We start from the raw sequence: 22,557 nt of genomic DNA, 5'->3' as shown, positions 1-22,557 counted from the left end.
AGTGTGAGCATGAAGATTACTGGAATTGAAACCCTGAAGTTCGGGGTGATCGACAGAGCCAAGGCAGCCGCGTTTCTTGCTGATTTCGGGTTGCGCCGGGCCAGCAGTGATATCGCCGGGGCGGATCTCTTCCTGACGCTTAATCAGAGTCGGGTCTATCTGTTCGAGGTGGATGACCCCCGTTTGCCGGCGGCCTTCGATAGCGGCTCGACGCTGCGCGAGGTGGTTTGGGGCGTGGCCAGCCCGGAGTGTCTGGCGCAACTGGCCGAGCGGCTGGCGGGGCATCCGTCATTGCGAAGCGAGGAAGGGCGTCTGAGTTGCCAGGACCCCAATGGCATGACCCTGAGTTTTCAATTGAGTGCGCAGCGACCGGTCGAGTTACGGGTGACGCCGATTAATCAACATGGGGATATTCGCCGGATCAATGAGGCCAGCCCTGTCTATGAGCGTGGTGAACCCATCGGGATCGGACATGTGGTGTTTTTTACCCCTGACCTTGCCCGCACAGAAGCATTTTACCGTGATCGACTCGGTTTCCATCTCTCTGACTGCTATCAGGGCAAGGGCGCCTTCATGCGCTGCGCCGCGGAAGGGCACCATCATGACCTCTTCCTCTTGCATGTGCCGGGCAAATCGGCGGGGCTCAATCATGTGGCTTTCACGGTGCGAGATATTCACGAGGTGGTTGGCGCTGGCCTGGCGATGAATCGACATGGCTGGTCCACCTTTATGGGGCCGGGTCGTCACCCGATCTCGTCGGCCTACTTCTGGTATGTCAACAGCCCACTGGGCGGGGCGTTCGAGTACTACACCAACGATGATTATCTGACCCTGGAGTGGCAGCCCCGCACCATGGAACATCGTCTGGAGCTCTTTACCGAGTGGGCTATTGAGGGGGGGCTCGATAGCCGTACCCGGCGGCAGCTCAAGCAGGAGGTCTGAGCCATGCATCCAACCATCAGCCGGATTGTGATCATCGGTGCAGGGCAGGCTGGGGCCTGGGCTGCACACACCCTGAGGCAACAGGGCTATCAGGGGCGTTTGTCGGTGATCTCTGCCGAGGAGCAGGTGTTCTATGAGCGCCCCCCCCTCTCCAAACAGGTATTGGCGGGGACTATGGCCCCGGCGGCGTTGCAACTCTTTTCCGACGAGGCGATTACCGCCATGGATATCGATTGGCACAAACCTGTGCTGGCAACGGCCATCAACCCGCAGCAGCGGCAGGTAAGCCTGGCCAACGGGGTGACTCTGGCCTACGACAAACTGCTGATCGCCACCGGCAGCCGGGCCCGTGTTCCGGTGCGAGACTGGTTGGGGTTGCCCCACGTCTTTACCCTGCGCACCGTCGAAGATGCCATCCGTCTGCGTGAGCGACTGCTGCCCGGCAAGCGTCTGGCCATTTTGGGTGGCGGATGGATTGGCCTGGAGGTGGCTGCGACGGCGCGAACCAACGGGGTAGCTGTGAGCCTGTTCGAACAGGCAAGCCGGTTGTGTGCCCGCAGTGTGAGGCCCGAGCTGTCGGCGTTTCTTATGAAGCTGCACCAGGAGCAGGGGGTTGACGTTCAGCTGGCGTGTGGCGCCATTGATCTGGTGGTGACCGACGGTGGGGCAGTCCGACTGCTGCGAGAGGGTCAGTTGCTGCAGGAGGTGGACGCCGTAGTGGTGGGGGCCGGGGCGGAAATAGCCTCCGAGCTGGGCCGCGATGCGGGGTTGGCCGTCAATAATGGTCTGCTGGTCGATGAGTTCGGCAGGACATCCCACCCGGATATTTATGCCGCGGGGGATGTGGCCGTTCACCCCACGCTGGGTATGTGCGTGCAGTCTTGGGCCAATGCCCAGAATCAGGCCATCAGCGTGGCCAAGTCGATGCTGGGTGAGCCTTGCGAGTATCGGGAGGCACTCTGGATTTGGTCGGATCAATATGACTGCAATATCCAGATATTGGGCACTCCGGCCAATCACGCCAGCCGCCTGGTTGAGCGCTACTACGGGGAACATCAGCGTTCATTTATCTATCTGGATGCAGAAGGGCGACTGGAGTCCATGGTGACGGTCAATGACGCCAGGTTGATGAAACTTGGCAAACGATGGCTCAAGGGGGGGACTCTGCTGCCTGCCGGACAACTGGCTGACATCACAGTCAATCTGATGACGCTGAAACCGTAACAGGACGACAAGGTTAAACAAGTATGGAAACCATAAAAGAAACCCTGCTGATGACCGACAAGCCCGCTTCTGCGAGCCTGTTCCGGCGATGGTCTATCTCCGTCGTGCTCATGGTGTGTGTGGTGCTGGCCTTCTTTGACAAGATCAGTATTGCAGTGCTGTTCTCGGACCCGGTGTTTCAGAATGCAATGGGCATCGGGGCTGACAAGACCAGGCTGGGCTGGTTGATGAGCAGTTTCTTGCTGGCGTATGGCCTCTCATCTGTCTGCCTGAGCTTTATCGGCGACATCATCAACCCGCGAACCTGCCTGCTGACAGGCGTGGCCTCCTGGGGAATATTGATGGCCATGATGGGCATGGCGACCAGTTATGAACAACTGCTGGTGTTGCGTGTTCTGCTAGGGATTGCCGAAGGCCCGCTGTTTGCGCTGGCTTATAGCATCGTCAAACAGTGTTACAACTCGGGGCAGCAGGCCAGGGCCAGTACCATGTTTCTGCTGGGCACTCCGATAGGCGCTGCGCTCGGCTTCCCCATTACCGCCTTTATCCTCCATCGCTACGGTTGGCAGATGACCTTCTTCGTGATGGCCGGGTTGACGCTGGCGACCTTGATGGTGGTCTACTGGGGTCTGAAGGGGGTCTCACTGAACAGTGGCAGTGCTGATGGTTCGCCGAAGAAGCGGGTGACCTGGCTGCAGCACTTTCACAATAGTCAGCAATTGTGCAAGTCCCCCTCGTTTTGGGCCCTCTGTCTCTTTAATGCCGCCTTGTTGACCTATCTCTGGGGCGTGAACGGCTGGTTGCCCAGTTACCTTATCGAAGAGAAAGGGGTGGATCTTGCCTCCTTCGGCGCACTTTCGTCACTGCCCTTCATCGCCATGCTGTTTGGGGAGATAGCGGGCGCCTTCCTCTCTGATAAAACAGGCAAGCGGGCGGCACAGGTATTTGCCGGTCTGTTTCTCGCCGGATGTGCGCTCTATCTGGTATTGCAGCTTCATGACGCTGTGCTGGCGATCCTGGCTCTGTCGATGAGCACTATGAGCTGGGGTTTTGGTGTGTCAGCCGTGTTCGCCTTGCTGGCCCGGCTCACGCCGTCAGAAGTGAGTGCGACGGCGGGGGGGATTTTCAACGGCTTTGGCAACTTCGCCGGATCTGCCGCCCCGGTATTGATGGGCTACATAGTGACCCGGAGCGGAGACTTCAATCTGGGACTGATGTTCCTGGTGTGGGTGGCCGTGCTCGGTTCGCTGCTGCTGCTCCCCCTCGTTAAAAAGTACTGATCCTGACCTGACTGGCTGCTTATTCCGTTGCCGCGGAAGGGGCGCTCTTTATCTGAAACTGAGCAATAACCACTGAGAGGAAACGCACTATGAACGCGAAATTTGCCACCTGGAATAAACCCGCTGACAAGAGTCTGGGAGAGTGGCTGGATAGTCGCATCGCCCGCTTTAGCACCCGTCGCTATGACTTCGATGCCCTGAAATTCCAGGCTGATTATGACCCTAAATATCGCCGTGCCCAGATGCGTTATATGGGCACGGGGGCCACAGGGGTACAGAGCGACAGCAATACCGTCCCCTCCGAGCATTTCACTTTCTCTACCATGGTGCTGCCTGCCCAGTGTGAAGGGCCGCTGCATCTCCATGACGATGTCGAAGAGGTGTTTTTCATGCTGCGTGGCTCGATAACCCTGTTCGTCGAGTTCGAAGGGGAAAAATTTGAGACCCAACTTAATGAGCGGGATCTTATCTCCATTCCGCCGGGAATTTATCGTGGTCTGCTGAACCATGGTGAGGAGGATGCACTGATGTGCGTGATGCTGGGGGCCAGCAAGCCGACCACGCCCACCTACCCGGACACCCACCCGTTATCCAAGATCAAGCGGGTCTCATGATGGGCGATCTGGTCGCTCGTCTCACTGACTTCCCGTTGCAACGGACGATGCTGGCCGGGCGTCAGTTGGCCTATCGTCGGGTTGGGCAGGGGCCCGTGTTGCTGTTACTGCATGGGATCAGCTCCGGCTCCGGCTCCTGGGTGTGCCAATTGGAGCAGTTGGCTGCGCAGTTCACCCTGGTGGCGTGGGATATGCCCGGCTATGGCCAGAGTGACCCGCTGCCAGGTTCAACTCCGGACGCCCGGGCGTATGCCAGAGTGCTGCATCAGTTGATCATTGCCCTTGAGCTGGAGCAACCGCTGTTGCTGGGGCATTCGTTGGGGGCCATGGTGGCCGCAGCTTATGCCAGTGAACAACCCGATAGCGTCAGGGGGCTGCTGTTGGCCAATCCCGCACAGGGTTATGGCCGGGACGAACCTGAGATGCGGGAGCAGATCCATCGCAAGCGCCCCGAGATGTTGCGCACCCTGGGCCACGCTGGGCTTGCGGCCGCCCGTGGCCCTGTGCTGCTGGGCCCCAGCGCAAGCAAGGCCCAGTTGGCACTGGTTGCCAACAGCATGACCGGGTTGACCCAGGTGGGCTTCGAGGCTGCTTCCTATCTGCTGGCCTATGACGATATTCGTGATTATCTGGCGCGCTATCCCGCTCCGATCGGGGTGATCTATGGCGAAGAGGATGTCATTACGCCACCCGTAGGGGTGCTGACCCTGGTTGCCGGGCATGGCAAGGCTCATTGCGAGCCTCTGCCGGGGGCGGGTCACGCCAGTTATATCGATCAACCTGCGGCGTTTAGCCGGGCCGTGGTGCAACTGGTCGCTTTATTAACCAATCGAGGGGTATAACCGTGAGTTTTAACGTGAAAGGCAAGGTAGCCGTGGTAACGGGCGGCTCATCGGGGATCGGGCTGGAAACCGTGCGGTTGTTACTGGCCGAGGGGGCTCGAGTGGCCTGGTGTGGACGCAATACCGAGCGTTTGGCTGCCTCGCTGGCCGAGATGTTGGCCAGCTTTCCCGAGGACAACTGCATGGCTTACCCGTGCGATGTACTCGATAAAGAGGCGGTGACGGCCTTTGCTGCGGCGGTCGAGGCCCGTTTTGGCGGTACCGACATGTTGATCAACAACGCCGGTCAGGGACGCGTCTCCAACTTTGAGCAGACCGACGATGAGCAGTGGCTGGCAGAGAGCCGGCTGAAAACATTCAGTGTCATCTATCCCATCAAGGCTTTTTTGGATCAGCTGACGCGCTCGCCATGCCCCTCCATCACCAATGTCAATTCGTTGCTGGCATTACAGCCAGAGCCACACATGATTGCGACCTCGGCCGCTCGGGCCGCTCTGTTAAACCTGACCCACTCGTTGGCTCATGAGTTTGCCGCCAAGGGGATCCGGGTTAATTCCATCTTGCTCGGCATGGTGGAGTCGGAGCAGTGGCGTCGCCGCTTTGCCGAACGCAGCGAGCCACAGCTGAGTTGGGAGGAGTGGACACAGGGGATCGCTGCACGCAGGGGCATACCCATGGGACGGCTGGGCAAACCCGAAGAGCCTGCCCGTGCGCTGCTTTTTTTGGCCTCGCCACTGGCGGCCTATACCACCGGGGCAGCGCTCGATGTCTCGGGTGGCTTTAACAGGCACCTCTAGGAGAGATGATGAAACAACTGATGATGGTGGGCTTTGGTGCCATGGCCCGTGAGGTGATGACGCTGCTGCCTGAGGATCTGATGCTGAAATGGGTCGTGGTGCCCCCGGCCAGCGTGGCACTGGTGCAAGCCGAGTTGGGACCCGCCGTGACGGTGCTGAGCCGGATTGAAGAGTGTACGGCAAGCCCGGATCTGGTGGTGGAGTGTGCCGGGCAGGCGGCCGTGCGTGAGCACGGGGCGGCGATATTGACCCGGGGTTGGACGCTGGGGCTCATCTCGGTGGGCGCGCTGGCCGATGAGACCCTCACCCGGCAACTGCGGGAGGCCGCCCGTCAGGGGGGCGGCACCATGCTGGTGCTCGCCGGAGCCATCGCCGGGATCGATGGTCTGGCCGCCGCCCGCGAGGGGGGGCTGGAGTCGGTCACCTATCAGGGGCGCAAGAGTCCCCAGAGTTGGCGAGGGAGTTATGCCGAGCGATTGATCGATCTGGCCCGGATCTCTGAGCCGACAACTTTCTTTCGCGGGTCAGCCCGGGAGGCGGCCATGCTGTTTCCTGCTAATGCCAACGTGGCTGCCACCATCGCGCTGGCCGGGTTGGGCATGGATCGTACTCAGGTTGAACTGGTTGTCGACCCGACGATTGGGCGCAACCAGCACCAAATCAAAGCGTGTGGTCGGTTTGGTGAACTCGATATCGCCATGAGCGGTTTCCCGCTGGAGGCCAATCCGAAAACCTCCACGCTGGCTGCACTGAGCGTGGTACGTGCCTGTCGCCAATGTACCGACAGCCTGGTTATTTAAGGAGCAGCAACATGGTGAAACCTATCTATATCGCGGGTGAATGGCGCCAGGGGCGTGGCCCGGTGAGCACCAGCTATTTTCCTGCCGATGGCAGCATCAATGATCAGATCAGTACTGCCAGCGTGGAGGATGTGGCAGAGGCCGTCGAGGCGGCCGAGCGGGCCTGGCGTGATCCCTCCTGGCGCCATAGCCTGCCCCACCAACGGGCCGCAGTGCTCTATCGGGTCGCGGATCTTATCGAGCAGCGCAGTGAAGAGCTGGCGCGGTTGCAGACCAGAGACAACGGCAAGCCGCTGCAGGAGACCCGGGGGCTGGTCGCCAGTGCCGCCGGTACGGCCCGCTACTTTGCGGCTGCCTGCGAGACCCTCGATGAGCAGCTGCCTACCCAGAGATCCCCGGACTTCATGACCCTCAGCGTCCATGAACCGTTAGGCGTCGTGGCCGCGATCACCCCGTGGAACTCCCCCATCGCCAGCGAGATGCAAAAGATTGCCCCTGCTCTGGCGGGGGGCAATGCGGTGCTGCTCAAGCCGGCCGATGCCACTCCGCTGGCGGCACTGGCGCTGGCCCGTATCTTTGAAGAGGCGGGGTTGCCCAAGGGGTTATTGAGCGTGTTGCCGGGACGGGGTTCCATCGTTGGTGAGGCGCTGGCTCGCCATCCGCTGGTTAAAAAGATCTCGTTCACGGGCGGTACCAATACCGGGCGACGGCTGGCCCATATCGCTGCCGACAAGCTCATCCCCACCTCGCTGGAGCTTGGCGGCAAGTCACCAACCATAGTGCTGGCGGATGCGAACCTCGAGTTGGCTGCCAAAGGGGTGGTATATGGCATCTTCAGCTCGGCAGGGCAGGCCTGCATCGCAGGGGCGCGGCTGTTTGTGCATCAGTCGTTATATGAAGCGTTTCTCACCCGCTTGCTGGCGTTGACCCGGGAGCTGCGAATTGGCCACCCTGAGCAGCCGGGGATACACATAGGGCCGCTGATCAGTGAATCCCATCTGCAGTCAGTCGATGAGTATGTGGCGTTGGCCAAGGCGGAAGGGGGGCAGGTGTTGTGCGGCGGTGCTCGCCTGACCGGCGCTGAATATGCCAAGGGCAGTTTCTATCCACCCACCATTATTACCGGTCTCTCCAATCAAGCCCGGGTGTGTCAGGAGGAGATCTTCGGCCCTGTGCTGGTGGTGCTGCCTTTCGCGGACGACGCGCAGTTGTTGCAACAGGCCAACGACAGTGTGTTTGGTTTGGCCGCCGGGATCTGGAGTGAAGATTTTCGCCGGGCCTGGGCGTTGGCGCGCAGGCTCGAGGTGGGCACTGTCTGGATCAATACCTACAAAAAATTCTCCGTCTCGGCTCCCTTCGGCGGTTTCAAAGAGAGCGGGCTTGGCCGGGAAAAGGGGCGTCAGGGCGTGTTCGCATACATGCAGCAGAAGAGTGTCTATCTGGGCCTTGGCGATCAACCCAATCCCTGGTGCAACTAACCGGGCCAACCACTGAACAGAGTAAGGAAAGGTCATGAGCAATCAAGTCAATGTGGGCGAAGCCATCGCCAGAGTATTGGAAGCCCATGGGGTTGGCTCGGTTTATGGGGTCATCTCTATCCACAATTTGCCCATCGCCGATGCCATCGGGCGACGGGAGCGGATCCGGTTTGTGGCGGCAAGAGGAGAGGCGGGGGCGGTCACCATGGCCGATGCACACGGACGCTTTAGCGGCTTGGGGGTGGCCATCACCAGTACCGGTGCCGGGGCAGGTAACGGGGTGGGAGGCTTGCTGGAGGCGCTCAACGCCGGGAGCCCGCTACTGCATCTCACCGGTCAGGTCGAGCGGGAATACCTTGATCGGGATGCCAGTTTTATCCATGAGACCCGGGATCAGCTGACATTTCTCAAAGCCAGCAGTAAGGCGGCTTTTCGGATCAACAGCCCGGAGCAGGCGGTGGGAGTGCTGCTTGATGCCATCCGCATTGCGACAACAGTCCCCATGGGGCCGGTGAGTGTCGAGATCCCCATCGATGTGCAGGCCGCGCAGATCACCCTGCCCGCCGAGCTCGGCCCGATCGCCCCCCTGCAGCTTCCCGCACCGGCTGCGCCGGATCTGGCAAAGCTGGTCGCCGCCCTGAAAACGGCCAGGCAGCCGCTGCTGTGGGTCGGCGGTGGCGCGCTCGCGTGCCATGAGGAGGTCTTGGCCCTGGCCGATCTAGGGGTCGCGGTGATCTCCTCGACCCATGGCCGCGGCATCTTGTCAGATGAGCATCCGCGCAGCCTGGGGGCGTTTCATAACGCCGCGGCGGTGGAAGCCCTGATGGCGCAGTGCGATCTGGCTATTGTGGTCGGCTCACGGTTGCGCAGCAATGAAACCCGCACCTATAGCCTGGCGTTGCCCCGTCCCCTTTATCAGGTGGATGCTCACCCCGGCGCGGCGTCGCGCAACTACGCCAGTGATCACTTCGTGTGCGGCGATGCCAAGGTGGTACTGGCGGCGCTGCGCGACAGCTTGCAGGGGGAAACCAAGGTCAATCGAGCGTTTGATCAGGCGATCAGTGAGGCCAAAGGCAGTGCCATTGCCGCGCTCACCGAGCAACTTGGCCCCTATGCCACCCTCTGTGGCCAACTGCGCCAGGCCCTGCCTCAAGATGCGATTCTGGTGCGTGACATCACCATGTCTGGCAGTACCTGGGGTAGTCGTTTGTTTCCCATCTGGGCACCGAATACTAATATTCACTCCCTGGCGGGGGCGATCGGCATGGGGCTGAGTATGGCGATCGGCACTGCTATAGCGAACCCGACGCGCAAGGTGGTGGGCCTGGTAGGGGATGGCGGCTTGATGCTGGGGGTTGGCGAGCTGGCCACTATGGTGCAAGAGCAAACCAACCTGGTCCTGCTGGTGATGAACGACGGGGGCTATGGGGTGATGCGCGGCATCCAGAACCACTATTTTGGTGGCCGTCAGTACTTTAATCAGCTGCACACCCCGGATTTCAGGGCCCTGGGTCAATCTATCGGGCTGGCCAGTTGGCAAGTGTCCGATTTGGCGGGCTTTGAACAAGCCATTGCGCAGGCTTGTGCCCTGAAGGGGCCGGCGCTGATCGAAGTGAAGATGCAAGGCATTGGCCCCCTTAACTTCGCAGGCCCCCCACAGAAAAAGCTCTATTGAGCGGGTCACCTCAAGCGGGAAATAGCGGCATTTTCAGGATATTCAGGGCGGATATTGTTCGGAAAATGCAGCGACCAAAGACGAAGGCCCCGAGGGGCCTTCTGACTTGCTGGCGCACACGCTTGCCTGCTTCTTTCGTTTCCCCGGCAGCTAACGGTCTGTTTACTGAGCTTAAGATCGCCAATCCCGATAGCTGGCAAGGTGGTAACCGCGCTCGGTGATAAGAGCGGGCAGGGCCGGATCGGTCAGGATGGCCAGTTCGTTGAGGCGGGGTTGGCAGTAGGAGCTGCCCTGCATCTCCAGATCGATAAAGGAGGGGTGGCACATGACCTCGAGCGAATGGGCCCCCTGTTCACTGGCTTCATCGAGCAGTTGCAGCAGGTTGGCCTGGGTCAGCTGTGCGCCGTAGAAGCGGTCGTCGAACCGATCGCAGCTCTGCGGGTGGTTAACGGTCAGACCGTGGCGGGCGATTTCGCCCCGGTCGATGCGAAGGGGTAGGCCATGCGCTTTGGCGAAGGCCTCCACCAGCGGGTAGATAGTCGGCAACATATGAACATGGTGGTGGCTGTCGATATGGGTCGGCTGCTGGCCGAAGATCTCGACAAAGCGCTGATACTGACTCGCCAGCTCGCCGGATATCTCGGCCAGATCCAGCTCGCTCGCCTCGCTCTTGTGCCAGATCCCCTTGTTGAGTTCACCTTGCTCGTTCACCAGTGAAGTGAGCGGGGTGAGCGGTTTTCCCCAGCTGAGCATAAAGTGCAGCCCGACTGGCAGCTCGGGGAAGCGTTTGGCCAGCCAGGCGGCATGGTCGATGGCGGGGGAGGTGACAATCGCAGTGGTGGAGCTGACGACCCCGTGCTCGAACGCCTCTATGATGCCGTAGTTCTGGGCGCGACAGAGGCCGAAATCGTCGGCGTTGATGATCAATCTCTTGCTCATGAGGGTTCCCTTGCGGTTAAGCGCCCCGCCTGTGGTCAGGCGGGGCGTGCTGGCCTCAGGCGAGGGCGTCGATGGCGGCGGCGAAGTTGGGCAGGTGTTCGCGGTGGGCCAGCAGCAGCTCGCGGGCGACGATGCGGGCATCGTTGTCGGAGTGGATCAGCGGGTTGAGGTTCATCGCCAGCAGCAGGTCATCAAAGTTGCCACTGATGGCTGCCTTGGCGGCGGCGATCTCGAAGCTCTTGATGAGGTGCACCAGCCCGTTCACCTTGTCGTCAAAGCGGGTGAGACGCGGGTGGGGGATGGCACCGTCACGCCCGATCAGGCAGCTCATCTCCACCGTCCAGTCGGCCGGGATATTGGTGACATGGCCCTGATGGGGCACGATGACGTAGTGCTCGCTCTGCTTGTCGTTATGGATGGCGCTGATCACTTCGCAGGCTGCATCGGAGTAGTAGGCGCCGCCACGCAGCTCCAGCTCCTTGGGCTTTTCGCACAGCTCGGGGTTCTGGTAGAGCTCGAACAGCTTCTTCTCGACCTGCTGCACCACTTGAGCCCGGGCACCGCCCTTGTAGAACTCGCCCATCTCGATCCCCAGCATCTCTTTCTCCTTGAAGTAGTAACGCAGGTAGGAGCAGGGGAGCAGGCGCAAGCCGCGGATAAAACCGGGATCGAACGGCAGATCGAAGATGTTCTTGACCGAGCTGGCGCGGGTCAGGCTGCCATCGGCGACCCCTTCCAGCAGCTCGTCAAAGCGGGATTCGCCGTTGACCAGCACATCGCCGATAAAGACCAGATGGTTGAGGCCAAACAGATCCATCGAGAGGTGATCCCGCTCGGTGAGCTGGAGGGCATCGCGCACAAACATCTGCATGCCGACCGGAATGTTGCACACCCCGATAAAGCGGCGGAAGTTGGTATGACGGCGCACCGCTTCGGTCACCATGCCGGCCGGATTGGTGAAGTTGATCAGCCAGGCATCCGGGCAAAGCTCTTCGACGTCGCGGATGATGTCGAAGATGACCGGAATGGTGCGCAGCCCTTTAAACAGGCCGCCTGCACCGTTGGTCTCCTGCCCCAGCATGCCGTGGCTCAAGGGGATGCGCTCATCCTTCTCCCGCGCCTGCAACTGGCCGACCCGCAGCTGAGTAGTGACGAAGTGGGCGCCCACCAGTGCCTCGCGGCGATCCAGGGTCTTGTGCAGGGTCATGGGGATGCCCGCCTGGCGGATCATCCGCTGGCAGAGATCGAAGATGATGTTCAGTTTCTCTTCGCCAGCGGGGATATCCACCAGCCACAGCTCGCTGATGGGCAGCTCGGCGTAGCGCTTGATGAAACCATCGACCAGCTCGGGGGTGTAGCTGCTGCCGCCGCCTATGGTGACTACCTTGATCTTCTCGCTCATAAATCCCTCTTCATCGATCTTTATCGGTTTGATGGTGGCCGCTCTGTCATCAGGGTGAGAGGGGCCGCAGCCCTCTGTGGCAGGGGCTGGTGACAATGGGTTGGTTCTCTTGAACCGGGTTGTTTAGGTCAGCAACTCGCTGGTTTCAGGCTGAACTTTCGAATTTCGGATAGAGATATTTGCGGTAACTGCCCGGGGTAAACGAGGTCAGCTTCTTGAAGTTTTTGATAAAGAGGCTGACGTCGTTGTAGCCGGTCTCGAAGGCGATATCGGCCACCGAGTTGTTGGTCACCTCCAGCTGCATCTTGGCGTAGTTGATCCGGATCTCGTTGATGATCTGCATCGGCGTCTTGTTGTAGTAACGCCGGGTGGCCCTGGTCAGATACTCCTGGCTCTTGCCACAGAGGGAGACCATGTTGGCCAGCGCATCCTCGGCAAAGAGGGGGCGATCGTGCATCCGCTCCACGGTTTCGTGGAGCCAGAGCGGAAGATCATCGCTGGCGGAGGTGTCCTTGTAGTGACGCAGCCGGTTCATCACCGCGTAGGTCACCACTTCGAGAAATTCGGTCAGCGCCTCTTCCCGAAAGCCCGGGGAGACCAGTACCGACTCGATATAGCTGAGGAACTCGCTCTTGAGCGCATAGGCCTGTGAGGCGACGAAGTGTTCCGGCAGCAGGTATTTGAAGTGCTCGTCAAAATAGGTACGGGTGATCCCGACGTTGAAGATGCGGGTGGTGCCGAACTCGTAGAAGCTCTGATGGCGGGAGCCGAGCGGGATAAACACCACGTCCCCCCGCTCCAGCAGTACCCGCTTGCCGTTGACCTCCTGGTAATAGCGGCCGGTCAAAACCAGGGTGAACTCGTAATAGTCATGCTGGTGCAAACCGGTTCCGCTCACCTGTTTGTTGTAGATGAACATGTGGAACGGTTTGTTGTTAAACAGTTCGGATTCCCGGATTGTCTTGACGCTCATGAGTCGCTTCCTGATCTGCGGGCCGATGACGGGGCCTCTCGCCCCGTCCGGAGGTTACTGGTTCTGCAGCTTTTCGTGCAGCTCGATCAGCTCGCTGATCAGCTCACGGGCCAGCATGGAGGTCATCAGGTGATCCTGGGCATGGACCAGCACCAGGGTGACCGGGATCTTGCCTTCCCCCTGATCGCCCTCGATCAGCTGGGTCTGCACCAGATGGGCGGCATTGAGCGCCTCGCGGGATTGGGCCATCAGCTGGTGAGCGGCGGCCAGATCCCCCTCCTTGGCCTTTTTCAGCGCGGTGTAGGCGAGACTGCGGGCCTGCCCGGAGTTGATGATGAGCCCCATTACCACCTCTTCCAGATCGTTGCAGGTGGCGGCCTCTTCAGTGATGTTGTCCAGATCGAACATGTGTCGTTCCTTACGTAAATGCGTTAATTAAAACCATGGTTGCGCGCGACCTCGGCAAACCAGTAGCCGCTCTTCTTGATGGTGCGTTGCTGGCTCTCCAGATCGAGGCGGACGAAGCCGTAACGGTTCTTGTAGGCGTTGAGCCACGACCAGTTGTCGATAAAGGTCCACAGGTGATAGCCGCGACAGGCGCTGCCCTCTTCCAGTGCGCGATGCAGCCACTCGAGGTGCTCGCGAATGAACTGGATGCGGTAGTCATCCTCCACCCGTCCCTCGGGACCGATAAATCGCTCTTCCCCTTCGACCCCCATGCCGTTCTCCGAGATGTAGCAGGGGAGGTTGCCGTAGTTGACCCGCAGGTCGGTGAGGATGTCGTAGATCCCTTTTTCGTAAATCTCCCAGCCGCGGTGAGGGTTCATCTTGCGGCCCGGCATTTCGTAGTAGTCGAACAGATCTTCCGGCGTGCGCGGCACACCCTGCCAGGCCACCTCTTTGCCCTTGACCCGGCGCGGCTGGTAGTAGTTGATGCCGAGGATATCCACTTTGCCGGCGGCGAGCAGTGCCTTGTCACCCTCTTCGATCTGCGGCAGCAAGTCATACTGCGCCAGCAGGGCGACCAGCTCGGGGTCATAGCTCCCCTTCAGGGCCGGATCGAGGAAGCTCTTGTTGAGCAGCAGATCCGCGATGCGGGAGGCGGCGATATCTGCCGGATCCTGCGAGCGGGGATAGGTCGGGCTCAGATTGAGGATGATGCCTATCTCGCCATCATGCTGGCAGGCGCGATAGGCCTGCACGGCACCGGCATGGGCCAGCGCGGTGTGGTAGGCGACGGTGGCCGCCCGGCCAAAATCGACCACACAGGGGTAGTGGTAGTGGCCAAGGTAGCCACACTCGACCGGCACGATCGGTTCGTTGAAGGTGAACCAGTGCTTGATGCGACCGCCAAACAGGTCGAAGCAGCGGGTGGCGTAGCGCACATAGGCGGCCACCACTTCCCGGCTCTCCCAGCCGCCACGCTCCTGCATGCACATCGGCATGTCGAAGTGGTAGAGGTTGATAAGCGGGGTGATCCCCTCGGCCAGCAGTCGGTCAAAGAGGGCGTTGTAGAAGCTGACCGCCTCCTGGTTGATTTCGCCCACCCCGTCCGGGATCAGCCGTGACCAGGAGATGGAGGTACGAAAACTGTTGTGCCCCAGCTGTTTGAGCAGCTTGATGTCGCTCTCGAAGTTGTCATAGAAGGTGGAGGTATCGGTCGGGCCAACCCCGTTGTGGAAACGCTCGGGCTCGATGGAGAACCAGTAGTCAAAGATGTTGGCGGATTTGCCGCCGCGGTTGGCGGCGCCTTCCATCTGCGGGGCAGAGCTGGCGCTGCCCCACCAGAAGTTATCCGGAAAACGATACTGCATGGGTTACTTCTCCAGGCTGTTAGGGGAGGAGTTTTGCTCCTCCCTTGCTGTCATTGGAATGGCGGTTATCAGAACTTCAGAGCCAGAGCGATATCCTCTTCGCTCTCCTCTTCTTCATCGATGACGTTCTGCGCCTTGTTGGCAATCAACACGAAGGGGATATACATCATGGTCGCGACCCCCAGGTTGAATATCGCCAGACAGAAGGCGGCCACGCTGCCGTTGGTGTTGAAGAAGGCACCCAGGCCGGTTGGCATGGTCCAGGGCGCAATGTTGGTGATGGGCGGGATGATCCCGGCGTAGTAGGCCGCCATGGTGATCCCCATCAGTACCGGGTGCACCAGAATGAAGGGCACCAGCAGGATGGGGTTCATGATGACCGGCAAGCCGAACAGGATGGGCTCGTTGATCTGGAACAGGCCGGAGGGCAGGCCCAGCTTGGCCACCTGACGGTAGTCATCGCGACGGGAGACCATAAAGATGGCCAGGATAAGGCCAAGGGTGGCACCGGTGCCGCCGAGGAAGACGAAGGAGTCGGTGATCGGTTTGGCCCAGAAGTGGAACTGTTTGCCTGCCTCCAGCGCCGCTTCAACCGAGCCGTACTGGTTGTAGAGGGCGACGTTTTCCAGGGCGAAGGGGAACAGAATGCCGGATTCCAGCGCGGTGAGCGCCAGCATGCCGTGTACCCCGAAGAACCAGAGGAAGGAGGAGAACACCACATAGACCCAGCCGACCAGACCGCTCATATTGGACAGCGGCTTGGCGATGCTGTCCATGATCAGCTGGTGGAAGTTGGTGCCCGCATCGCTCAGCAGATAGGAGATGACCCCCATGATGGATAGGATGATAAAGCCCGGAATGAGCGCGGAGAACGAGCGGGAGACCGAGGCCGGCACGCTGTCAGGCAGGGTGATCACCCAGTTGCGACGGACGATAAAGGCGAACATCTCGGCCACGACGATACCGATCAGCATGCCGGAAATGATGTTGGCTCCGCCCAGCCAGTTGGCGCCCACCGCATAGGCGTCGCCCACGCTGAACGGCGTGACGGTCATAAAGGCCGCTACCGAGAGCAGGCCCGATGCCAGGGGATCGCTCTTGCGCTCTTCGGCCAGCGCCAGACCGATAAAGAAGGGGGCCATCAGGGACATGATCCCCAGAGTGCCGTTATAGACGTTGCCACCGATGCTTTTGAGGCCATCCAGGGTGGCGATGGTGGCAGGATCGAGCCGCACACCGATAGAGTAGAAGAAGGAGCCTTCGCCAAAGCTCAGGAACACGTTGTTGATCAGTACGAACATGGCCCCGACCAGTGTCAGGGGCATCATCTTGATAAAGCCGTTCTTGATGGCGTTGACATGAGGCTGTTTGCCCAGCTTGACGGCAATGGGCAGTATGACCTTCTCCAACGATGCGATGATGTTGCTCACAGGGATCTCCTTACCTATGCTAGGCTCTTCTTGATGGAGGCGACGGCGGCTTTCAGCACGCCCAGCCCGTCGACCTTGCCGTAGAGCAGGGTGTCAATCACCTCGACCGGTTTGCCCGGCAGCTGTTGCTGGATCTCCGGCAGCATGTATGCGATTTGTGGCCCCAGCAGCACCAGGTCGGCATCCTGTCCCTTCTCGCCAGCCAGAGTCTCCGGGTAGGCATCGATCAGCACCGGCACATCATATTTTTCCGCTTGGGCCCTCATCTTTGAGACCAGCAGTGATGTGGACATGCCCGCAGAGCAAAACAGGTAGATACGCTTCTTTTCCATAACCCTTCCCTCAACGCTTGAAAATCAAATGGACAGATCAGTCGAGATGCATGCCTGTCGCGCTAGCAAGACAAATAAATCATCTCCAGTTGACCTAATTGTATCGACCTCTGCTTTGCACCTGGTATTTCGATACTTATATCAATTGTCTTTGGTTGACCTATCGTTTTGCCGTTGCTCACACTTCTGATGGGTGGGCACAAAGGAAATGAGATGAAATGGGGCGTAAAGAGGATGTTTTTCTTTTTTAGTTGTTATTTTTCAGTTGGTTATTTTTATGCTCTGGTGGGCGGCTGTGATCTGGCTGGAAAAGATCAATAACGGGTGACAGCTCACATTTATCAATTAATGCAACCTGATTGATATTCAATTTTGCTGGGGCGAGTTGCCTCTTTTTCAGCTCGGTGTTCGCTCATTGACCATTGGCGGCAAATGGATTGACCGGTGAGGCTGGTTGTTGCTGCGCTGATCGGGTTGAAGGAGAGGGGGGCAGGGGACGTGACGGTACGTAAGAGCAGAATGAGTAAGGGCTGAGGGGGGCAGTTCAGTGAGCGGAGAGGTACAAAGAGGAAAAAACAACCCCGGCGTGGCTCCGGGGTTGGTGGGATGGTGAATTAGATCCGCCCCTGGTAGCGCAGGGGGAAGCGGCCCTGACTGTCGGGCTGACCGAGGAAGGGGAGCCCTTGCTGCATCTGCGGCGGCAATTCGGGGCCCGGCTTCAGGGTGCCCTGAAACAGGTATTGGCCATTGGGTTGCAGCTCGAGGCGACCCATGGTCTGCACCGCATCGGAGCCCTGCTTGAGTTCGGCTACCAGTCTGGAGTCGAGGCAGGTGAGTTTCAGCTCGGGGTCGGCCAGATCCAGCTTGCCGGCCGGGGTATCGGCGCTGGCGTTGTACCAGTCGAGGTTACCGTAGAGGTTGTCACACCAGGGGTTACCCTGGGCAAACTGCTCCACTTTGAGCTGCAGCTGACCGGTGACAGTGAGCGGGAGCGGCAGTCGCATCGGCACCCGGCTCAGCAACCAGGGGGCGGGGGCATTGAGGGTCAGGTCGCGGCCGAAGGTGGCGCCATTCCAGCCGACAACGCCCTGACCGTTGAGTCCGTTGCGATCGCCAAAGCGAATGGTCACTTCGGGAGCGAAGCGCAGCAGCGACCAGCCGTTGAGATCCCAACGCAACTGGTTCACCGATTCGCTGGCATATTGCAGTCGGGCAATCTGGCCACTCCAGAGGGTGCCGCTCACCCCTTCCAGTTTCAGCCGGTTGGCAATGTTGGCAGGCAGCGGCAGATAGCGCGCTACCAGTGCTGCGGGCAGGGTGGCGAGCAGGAAGACCAGATAGGTGGCCAGAAACAGGCTAGCAATCAGGATGCGTTTTTTCATTGTGGACGACTCAACTGCAAACGTCTGACCTTGACCAGACCCGGGGCCAGATCCTCGCGGGCGATCTCGATGATTTGAACCTGAATGCCGTGCTGCTCCACCAGGGTGGAGATCCAGAGCAGCAGGTCATCAAACTGGACCGTGTCGATCCACACCTGCAGCTCCTGCCCCTGGGGTTGCAGCCGGGCAATCTTGATCTTATGGTTGAAGGCAGTGCGGTTGACCACCCCCTCCAGGGTGCCGCTGGTGTCGATCTGACTCCCCGTACTCCCTTGCATGGCCAACACCACTTCACCTTTTTCCTTGAGCCAGGCGAGGGTCTGCTGCTGGTTTTGCACCTGGCGTTCGCGCTCGGCGATGCGGTTGTTGAGAGGATGCCAGACACTCCAGTAGAAGAGGCCGACCAGCAGCAGAACGCCGCCTGCGACCACCAGCCGCTGTTCCCGTGCTGTGATGCCGTGCCACCAGCTCTGCAATTTTTCCATCATGATGATTTACCCTTGAGCACCAGCGCCCCTTCAACCTTGCCCTCGGTGCTGCGCACCTCGCCTTGCTGTACCTCGAATTGCTTGCCCGCCAGCTCGCGGAACCGCTCGATCTCGGCAAAACCGGGGGCGGTCACCTGCAGCCGCAGTTCGCGACGGCTGGCGTCAAAACGCATCACCTGTGGCTTGACGCCGGGCACTTCGGCAAAGGTGGGGGCCAGTTCGGTGAGCATCAGCAGCACGCCGTTTTGCGGGGCCTGTCCTATCTGTTTCAGGTGCTGGGTCATCTGGCTGCGCACGTTAACGATGCGGCTCTCTCCCGGGAAGATGCGGGTATAGACGGCGCGGATCTCCGCTTTCAGCGCCTTGTCCTGCTCGGTGAGCTGATAGAGCTGTACCCCGCGCTGGCCCAGCGCCACCAGCAGCAACAGGGCGGCGGTAATGACTACCTTGCGCCACTGCAGCCAGTAGCGGGCATATTCGGTCTGGGGGCGGTAGGGGCCGGTCAGCAGGTTGGCGCGGCAGGTGAGGGCCCCTTTGGCTAGCAGCAGCATGGGCAGTTCGGGTTCGGCCGGCTGCCAGTTGGCCGCCGCAATGGCGGGCGCCGGCGTGTGGCTATAAATTGTGACGGGTTCAGCTTCTGCGGCCAGCAAGATGGCGAGCAGCGGTTCGTCGGCGACGATCCCCTGACAGGGGCCCTGGCGTAACAGCCACTCGTTGCCGAGTTGCAGCGCAGACCAGCCATCAGTGGTCTGCGGCAGTGCCAGCACGTCTGGCAACAGCTGCAGGCCCTTGAGTCCTGCCGTCTCTAGCCAGCCGAGCCACTGGGCCATCTTCTGCCGATCCACCGCCATCAGATCTACCTGCGGGCCGTCGTGAGCCAGTACCACCAGATGCAGCTCATCCACATCGGAGGCGATCTGCTCCTCCAGCAGATAGGGGAGGGCTGCCGCCGATTGACGGTTGTATCGTCCTGGCAGGGTGACCCGACGGAATATCAGATCGCTGCCCGGCACCAGGGTGACCACGGGGCGGCCGCCAGCACGCTCCTGCAGTTCGCTCAGCGCATCGGCCGAAGGGAGCTCGCCGGAGGCGATGATCTCCTGCTCCTGACTCGACCAGACCAGCCAGGCGACCGGTTGTTGTTTAGTGGTCCCCAGACGGATGACCAGACTCTCGCTCACGCCTCTCTCTCCTGCGATACCGGTTCGTGTGGGCCAGGCCCACGCAACCGGTGCGCAGCCCGCAGGCTGCATCCAATGTTTTCCCTGACGGGAGTCGCTCCCGCCAGCGTTGTTTATTCGGCGCCGCTATTGAGGCGGCGCAGCATGACCAGCTTGTTGTCCTTGCCCCGCTGGAAGGTGCTCTCCAGCCAGGCGCGGTTGTCACCGACCTCGGCGACCACGTGGGCCTCGAAAAAGTCGCTCTTGACCACCAGCGCCTCCTTGAGCCCCTTGACGGTTTCAAGAGGTACGGGCAGCTGATCCGTCATCAGCTTGCTCTCTTTCCACCCCTTCTTCGGCCGCTCGGTCAGTACCCGCTTGGCGTCATCGCTGCCAATCTTGCCCAGATAGAGGGCTGCCAGCAGCTCGGGGTGTTCGGGCAGCAGGGTGTTGATATTGATCTTCAGCTTGTCGTTTGGCAGGGCGCAGACGTAGGGGGCCAGTTTTGCGTAGACCCTGGCCGTCACCCCGCGCACCGCCCGCAGCTCATCCTTGCCCAGCATCCACTGGTTGGCGGTGAGGTAGGGAGGCTTGAGTCCCTCGTAGTAGGCATCCTCGGCCCCTAGGCTGGAGACCAGCACCGTATCCTTGTCCGTCCAGTCGCGGATGGCGTCAGTGAGCTGGGCTGCCTCGTAATCATCCATCGCCAGCTCCTTGAGCAGTGTGCGAAACACTTGCACCGGATAGGGCTGCTGCGCCAGATCCTCGTCGCTCCCCGCCTTCGATGCCACGCTCAGGCTGTTGAGGTTGAAGCAGGATTGCAGGTCGGTCACCTCGCCCTTGAGCTGGCCATCATCCACCGGAAAGATGGCATCCTTGCGGGCCCAGTTCTGACCCAGGTGCACCACCTCTGGGCTGTCTTTGAAATCCTGGGCCAGTACCTTGCTCACCAGCGCCTCAGCCGAGAGGGCATACCACCATGCCTGTTTACCTGTGGTGATGTTGGCGGTGCGGCGCAGCTCGAGCTGCAGGCGGCCGCTCATATTGCTGGCGATGATTACCATCACCGAGAGGATCAGCAGCACCACCAGCAGTGCCATGCCGCGCTGGCGGCCCGGGAGATTAGCCCCCATTGGCGCCCCCTCCATTCTGGCTGTCACCATTGCCGCCATGGGTATTGCCGTTGCCGCTCCCTTGAGCGGGGTTGCTGCTCTGGCTGTTCTCTTCGGCGCGCTGGCCACCGGCACCAATCAGAAACTGACGACGAATGGTGCCGTAATCTTCCAGATCCAGCTCCACTGCCAGCCCGTAGGGGAGCACGCTGCGTTGGGTCCACTCCTCCTTCCAGTTGCCCTTGTCGTAGAAGTAGAGGCGAAAGGCGGTGACCCCTGTCAGAATCGGCTGGATACGTGGCTCGGTGCCGATCACCGGATCCGGATAGAGGTAGCTGAGGCGCTCCAGCGTCTGCCCCTTGAGCCGCCAGCCGACCCGCTGCAGATGGGAGCGGGGCAGCATGCCATCGGGGTTGAGCCAGCCGCTGCGCATAAAGGCCATACCCCAGTCATCGCTCTGCTGGCCGAACCGGGAGGCCGCCAGCAGCACCTTGTTGTTCTCCCCCTCGATGCGGCCGCTGCGCGGCACCATCTGGGTGACATCCCGCTCCAGCAGGGTGAAGGCGAGCTGCAATTCGTTGAGGCGGGCCTCCTTGCGCTTGGCCACTTCGTCACTGGTGAGCACTCCCTGCAGCACCTGATAGGCGCCCATGCTGAGGGTGGCGAAGATGGCGATGGCCACCAGCATTTCGAGCAGGGTGAAACCGGCCTGGCGGATGGGGCGAGGTGTACGGGTGAAGAGCTGAGTCATCGGCTGATATAGGTCCGCATCATGGCGACCGGGTTCTCTGCCCTGGCTTCGGTGCGCACTTCCATGTCCAGTGCCTTGAAGTTGCTGTCGCTGGTCGCGACGCCACGATAGCGCCAGTACCAGGTACTGCCCGCCATCTGCTCCTCCCCCTCTACCCAGCTGTTGCCGGGCCACTTGTTCTCGAGCTTCTGTTGCACCAGCTGGTTCTCCACCACCCAGGTGGCCAGGGTTTTCTGCTCCAGATAGTTGAGGGCCGAGAGGTGCTCGCTGGCGGTCTTCATGACCGCGAGACCGGCAATGGCAAAGACCGCCAGCGCTACCATCACTTCGAGTAACGTCATGCCGCGCGCATTCATCGTGTCACCTGTAGAGGGCGTAGTTGGCACAGCGGTGGCGCCACCATCACAGATTTATCAAACAACATCATCCTGCAGGCGTTCATGATGGGTTGTTCCCTTTTTCATCCTCATCGCCGGTGAACAGGGTGAGACGTCCAAACTCGTCACCCCTGACAAGGCGGGTGTAACGCGCATCGTCACCCTGCTGGCTGAAGGTAAGGGTAAAGGGGGTCAGTTCACCACCGGGGAAGATAAGGAGCTGCGGGGTACGCTCCTTCGCATCCCGTTTCTTTTCTCGCTCTTCATCGGGATCCGGCTGCCAGCCAAATCCCTCCAGTTCGAGCGTCAGGGTCATCTCGTCGGGCAGTTGTACCGGGCCCAGCTGTTTGTCGCCGGCCAGGGCCAGCCACTTGCGATCCCTGGCCTGACGCTGCATAAACTGCCAGCCGTTATCCTCGATGCGAATGCCCACCAGTCGACCATCCATCACCGCATACTCCTGCGCCAGTTGCAGGGTCGCCATCAGGCGGCGCGCCTGCTTGTCGATTTCCCTGTCACCTTTTGCGCCCCCCATGCTGAGGGTGACGGCGGTGGCCACCAGCCCCATCAGCATGGCAACCAGCAACACTTCCAGCAGAGTAAAGCCAGCTTGGCGAGTATGTTTCATGGCACCAGCCTCAACTGCATAGCGGTAGCCTCAAGCCGACCCATCAACATGGCAACGAGCAGCACCTCCAGCAGGGTAAAGCCGGATTGACAACGGGCAGATGGTGCAGCCCTCATT

Annotated in this window: 24 protein-coding genes; 9 read left to right on the top strand and 15 right to left on the bottom strand. The window is 60.4% G+C overall.

The genetic code is table 11. The features are described from left to right. Window positions 1-9: 9 nt before the first annotated feature. From G5154_RS05415 to G5154_RS05375, 9 genes are all read left to right on the top strand, one after another. Window positions 10-942, top strand: coding sequence for a VOC family protein (locus G5154_RS05415; protein ID WP_421250477.1), 933 nt, complete (start codon window positions 10-12; stop codon window positions 940-942). 3 nt (window positions 943-945) lie between these two features. Next, the gene (locus G5154_RS05410; RefSeq protein WP_421244323.1) at window positions 946-2,166 is read left to right on the top strand and encodes an NAD(P)/FAD-dependent oxidoreductase; all 1,221 of its coding nucleotides are present in this window, start codon (window positions 946-948) and stop codon (window positions 2,164-2,166) included. A gap of 23 nt (window positions 2,167-2,189) precedes the next feature. Next, on the top strand, window positions 2,190-3,446 hold the full coding sequence (locus G5154_RS05405; RefSeq protein WP_421263894.1) for an MFS transporter: 1,257 nt from the start codon (window positions 2,190-2,192) through the stop codon (window positions 3,444-3,446). A gap of 89 nt (window positions 3,447-3,535) precedes the next feature. Further along, on the top strand, window positions 3,536-4,060 hold the full coding sequence (locus G5154_RS05400) for a cupin domain-containing protein (RefSeq protein WP_005347566.1): 525 nt from the start codon (window positions 3,536-3,538) through the stop codon (window positions 4,058-4,060). Then, window positions 4,057-4,902: an alpha/beta fold hydrolase gene (locus tag G5154_RS05395; protein ID WP_421250475.1), complete on the top strand. Its 846-nt coding sequence runs from the start codon at window positions 4,057-4,059 to the stop codon at window positions 4,900-4,902. The genes G5154_RS05400 and G5154_RS05395 overlap by 4 nt, the downstream gene beginning before the upstream one ends. A gap of 2 nt (window positions 4,903-4,904) precedes the next feature. Then, window positions 4,905-5,699, top strand: a complete 795-nt coding sequence (locus tag G5154_RS05390) for an SDR family oxidoreductase (RefSeq protein ID WP_421250474.1) — start codon at window positions 4,905-4,907, stop codon at window positions 5,697-5,699. An 8-nt stretch (window positions 5,700-5,707) separates the two neighbouring features. Beyond that, window positions 5,708-6,499 carry an aspartate dehydrogenase gene (locus tag G5154_RS05385; RefSeq protein WP_005347563.1) on the top strand — a complete coding sequence of 264 codons (792 nt, stop codon included), beginning with the start codon at window positions 5,708-5,710 and terminating at the stop codon, window positions 6,497-6,499. Between the two features lie 11 nt (window positions 6,500-6,510). Further along, the gene (locus tag G5154_RS05380; RefSeq protein WP_421250473.1) at window positions 6,511-7,977 is read left to right on the top strand and encodes an aldehyde dehydrogenase; all 1,467 of its coding nucleotides are present in this window, start codon (window positions 6,511-6,513) and stop codon (window positions 7,975-7,977) included. A gap of 34 nt (window positions 7,978-8,011) precedes the next feature. Continuing rightward, on the top strand, window positions 8,012-9,652 hold the full coding sequence (locus tag G5154_RS05375) for a thiamine pyrophosphate-binding protein (protein ID WP_216978308.1): 1,641 nt from the start codon (window positions 8,012-8,014) through the stop codon (window positions 9,650-9,652). Between the two features lie 171 nt (window positions 9,653-9,823). On the opposite strand, the gene chbG is transcribed toward G5154_RS05375, so the two are convergent. From chbG to G5154_RS05300, 15 genes are all read right to left on the bottom strand, one after another. Next, the gene (gene chbG / locus G5154_RS05370) at window positions 9,824-10,591 is read right to left on the bottom strand and encodes a chitin disaccharide deacetylase (protein WP_337072363.1); all 768 of its coding nucleotides are present in this window, start codon (window positions 10,589-10,591) and stop codon (window positions 9,824-9,826) included. A gap of 55 nt (window positions 10,592-10,646) precedes the next feature. After that, window positions 10,647-11,993, bottom strand: coding sequence for a 6-phospho-beta-glucosidase (locus G5154_RS05365; protein WP_216978310.1), 1,347 nt, complete (start codon window positions 11,991-11,993; stop codon window positions 10,647-10,649). A gap of 145 nt (window positions 11,994-12,138) precedes the next feature. Next, window positions 12,139-12,966 carry a transcriptional regulator ChbR gene (chbR, locus tag G5154_RS05360; RefSeq protein WP_216978311.1) on the bottom strand — a complete coding sequence of 276 codons (828 nt, stop codon included), beginning with the start codon at window positions 12,964-12,966 and terminating at the stop codon, window positions 12,139-12,141. 54 nt (window positions 12,967-13,020) lie between these two features. Continuing rightward, window positions 13,021-13,374: a PTS N,N'-diacetylchitobiose transporter subunit IIA gene (gene chbA, locus G5154_RS05355; RefSeq protein WP_216978312.1), complete on the bottom strand. Its 354-nt coding sequence runs from the start codon at window positions 13,372-13,374 to the stop codon at window positions 13,021-13,023. A 23-nt stretch (window positions 13,375-13,397) separates the two neighbouring features. Further along, window positions 13,398-14,780: a glycoside hydrolase family 1 protein gene (locus G5154_RS05350; RefSeq protein ID WP_421250472.1), complete on the bottom strand. Its 1,383-nt coding sequence runs from the start codon at window positions 14,778-14,780 to the stop codon at window positions 13,398-13,400. Window positions 14,781-14,848: 68 nt separating this feature from the next. After that, window positions 14,849-16,210 (bottom strand): PTS N,N'-diacetylchitobiose transporter subunit IIC, encoded by a 1,362-nt coding sequence (gene chbC / locus G5154_RS05345; protein WP_160881214.1) that lies wholly within the window; start codon window positions 16,208-16,210, stop codon window positions 14,849-14,851. A gap of 14 nt (window positions 16,211-16,224) precedes the next feature. Next, window positions 16,225-16,542, bottom strand: a complete 318-nt coding sequence (locus G5154_RS05340; protein ID WP_421231585.1) for a PTS sugar transporter subunit IIB — start codon at window positions 16,540-16,542, stop codon at window positions 16,225-16,227. Between the two features lie 614 nt (window positions 16,543-17,156). Beyond that, window positions 17,157-17,924, bottom strand: coding sequence for a GspN family type II secretion system protein ExeN (gene exeN, locus G5154_RS05335; protein WP_421250471.1), 768 nt, complete (start codon window positions 17,922-17,924; stop codon window positions 17,157-17,159). Next, window positions 17,921-18,412: a GspM family type II secretion system protein ExeM gene (gene exeM, locus G5154_RS05330; protein ID WP_421250470.1), complete on the bottom strand. Its 492-nt coding sequence runs from the start codon at window positions 18,410-18,412 to the stop codon at window positions 17,921-17,923. Before exeM ends, exeN begins: the two co-directional genes overlap by 4 nt. Further along, entirely contained in the window at window positions 18,409-19,593 is a 1,185-nt protein-coding gene (gene exeL / locus G5154_RS05325) for a GspL family type II secretion system protein ExeL (RefSeq protein ID WP_421250469.1), read from the bottom strand. The genes exeM and exeL overlap by 4 nt, the downstream gene beginning before the upstream one ends. 113 nt (window positions 19,594-19,706) lie before the next feature. Beyond that, window positions 19,707-20,705 (bottom strand): GspK family T2SS minor pseudopilin variant ExeK, encoded by a 999-nt coding sequence (exeK, locus tag G5154_RS05320; RefSeq protein WP_421244334.1) that lies wholly within the window; start codon window positions 20,703-20,705, stop codon window positions 19,707-19,709. Then, entirely contained in the window at window positions 20,695-21,435 is a 741-nt protein-coding gene (gene gspJ / locus G5154_RS05315) for a type II secretion system minor pseudopilin GspJ (RefSeq protein ID WP_421250468.1), read from the bottom strand. The genes exeK and gspJ overlap by 11 nt, the downstream gene beginning before the upstream one ends. Beyond that, window positions 21,432-21,791: a GspI family T2SS minor pseudopilin variant ExeI gene (gene exeI / locus G5154_RS05310; protein WP_005347523.1), complete on the bottom strand. Its 360-nt coding sequence runs from the start codon at window positions 21,789-21,791 to the stop codon at window positions 21,432-21,434. Before exeI ends, gspJ begins: the two co-directional genes overlap by 4 nt. Before the next feature lie 82 nt (window positions 21,792-21,873). Next, on the bottom strand, window positions 21,874-22,440 hold the full coding sequence (gene exeH / locus G5154_RS05305) for a GspH family T2SS minor pseudopilin variant ExeH (protein ID WP_421211955.1): 567 nt from the start codon (window positions 22,438-22,440) through the stop codon (window positions 21,874-21,876). Further along, the gene (locus tag G5154_RS05300) at window positions 22,437-22,556 is read right to left on the bottom strand and encodes a type II secretion system protein (protein ID WP_421211953.1); all 120 of its coding nucleotides are present in this window, start codon (window positions 22,554-22,556) and stop codon (window positions 22,437-22,439) included. Before G5154_RS05300 ends, exeH begins: the two co-directional genes overlap by 4 nt. Window position 22,557: the final 1 nt, after the last annotated feature.

The organism is Aeromonas sp. 600527 (assembly GCF_049175415.1).
GTDB classification, from domain to species: Bacteria; Pseudomonadota; Gammaproteobacteria; order Enterobacterales; family Aeromonadaceae; genus Aeromonas; species Aeromonas veronii_A.
This window is presented reverse-complemented; position numbering and strand designations above follow the sequence as displayed.

Coding starts and splice junctions, on each gene's coding strand:
- G5154_RS05380 (WP_421250473.1), top strand. CDS start 6,511: ATGGTGAAACCTATCTATATCGCGGGTGAATGGCGCCAGGGGCGTGGC.
- chbA (WP_216978312.1), bottom strand. CDS start 13,374: ATGTTCGATCTGGACAACATCACTGAAGAGGCCGCCACCTGCAACGAT.
- chbR (WP_216978311.1), bottom strand. CDS start 12,966: ATGAGCGTCAAGACAATCCGGGAATCCGAACTGTTTAACAACAAACCG.
- G5154_RS05365 (WP_216978310.1), bottom strand. CDS start 11,993: ATGAGCGAGAAGATCAAGGTAGTCACCATAGGCGGCGGCAGCAGCTAC.
- gspJ (WP_421250468.1), bottom strand. CDS start 21,435: ATGACTCAGCTCTTCACCCGTACACCTCGCCCCATCCGCCAGGCCGGT.
- exeK (WP_421244334.1), bottom strand. CDS start 20,705: ATGGGGGCTAATCTCCCGGGCCGCCAGCGCGGCATGGCACTGCTGGTG.
- G5154_RS05350 (WP_421250472.1), bottom strand. CDS start 14,780: ATGCAGTATCGTTTTCCGGATAACTTCTGGTGGGGCAGCGCCAGCTCT.
- G5154_RS05405 (WP_421263894.1), top strand. CDS start 2,190: ATGGAAACCATAAAAGAAACCCTGCTGATGACCGACAAGCCCGCTTCT.
- G5154_RS05400 (WP_005347566.1), top strand. CDS start 3,536: ATGAACGCGAAATTTGCCACCTGGAATAAACCCGCTGACAAGAGTCTG.
- G5154_RS05395 (WP_421250475.1), top strand. CDS start 4,057: ATGATGGGCGATCTGGTCGCTCGTCTCACTGACTTCCCGTTGCAACGG.
- G5154_RS05375 (WP_216978308.1), top strand. CDS start 8,012: ATGAGCAATCAAGTCAATGTGGGCGAAGCCATCGCCAGAGTATTGGAA.
- G5154_RS05410 (WP_421244323.1), top strand. CDS start 946: ATGCATCCAACCATCAGCCGGATTGTGATCATCGGTGCAGGGCAGGCT.
- exeI (WP_005347523.1), bottom strand. CDS start 21,791: ATGAATGCGCGCGGCATGACGTTACTCGAAGTGATGGTAGCGCTGGCG.
- G5154_RS05300 (WP_421211953.1), bottom strand. CDS start 22,556: ATGAGGGCTGCACCATCTGCCCGTTGTCAATCCGGCTTTACCCTGCTG.
- G5154_RS05415 (WP_421250477.1), top strand. CDS start 10: ATGAAGATTACTGGAATTGAAACCCTGAAGTTCGGGGTGATCGACAGA.
- G5154_RS05340 (WP_421231585.1), bottom strand. CDS start 16,542: ATGGAAAAGAAGCGTATCTACCTGTTTTGCTCTGCGGGCATGTCCACA.
- exeH (WP_421211955.1), bottom strand. CDS start 22,440: ATGAAACATACTCGCCAAGCTGGCTTTACTCTGCTGGAAGTGTTGCTG.
- chbG (WP_337072363.1), bottom strand. CDS start 10,591: ATGAGCAAGAGATTGATCATCAACGCCGACGATTTCGGCCTCTGTCGC.
- G5154_RS05385 (WP_005347563.1), top strand. CDS start 5,708: ATGAAACAACTGATGATGGTGGGCTTTGGTGCCATGGCCCGTGAGGTG.
- exeM (WP_421250470.1), bottom strand. CDS start 18,412: ATGATGGAAAAATTGCAGAGCTGGTGGCACGGCATCACAGCACGGGAA.
- exeN (WP_421250471.1), bottom strand. CDS start 17,924: ATGAAAAAACGCATCCTGATTGCTAGCCTGTTTCTGGCCACCTATCTG.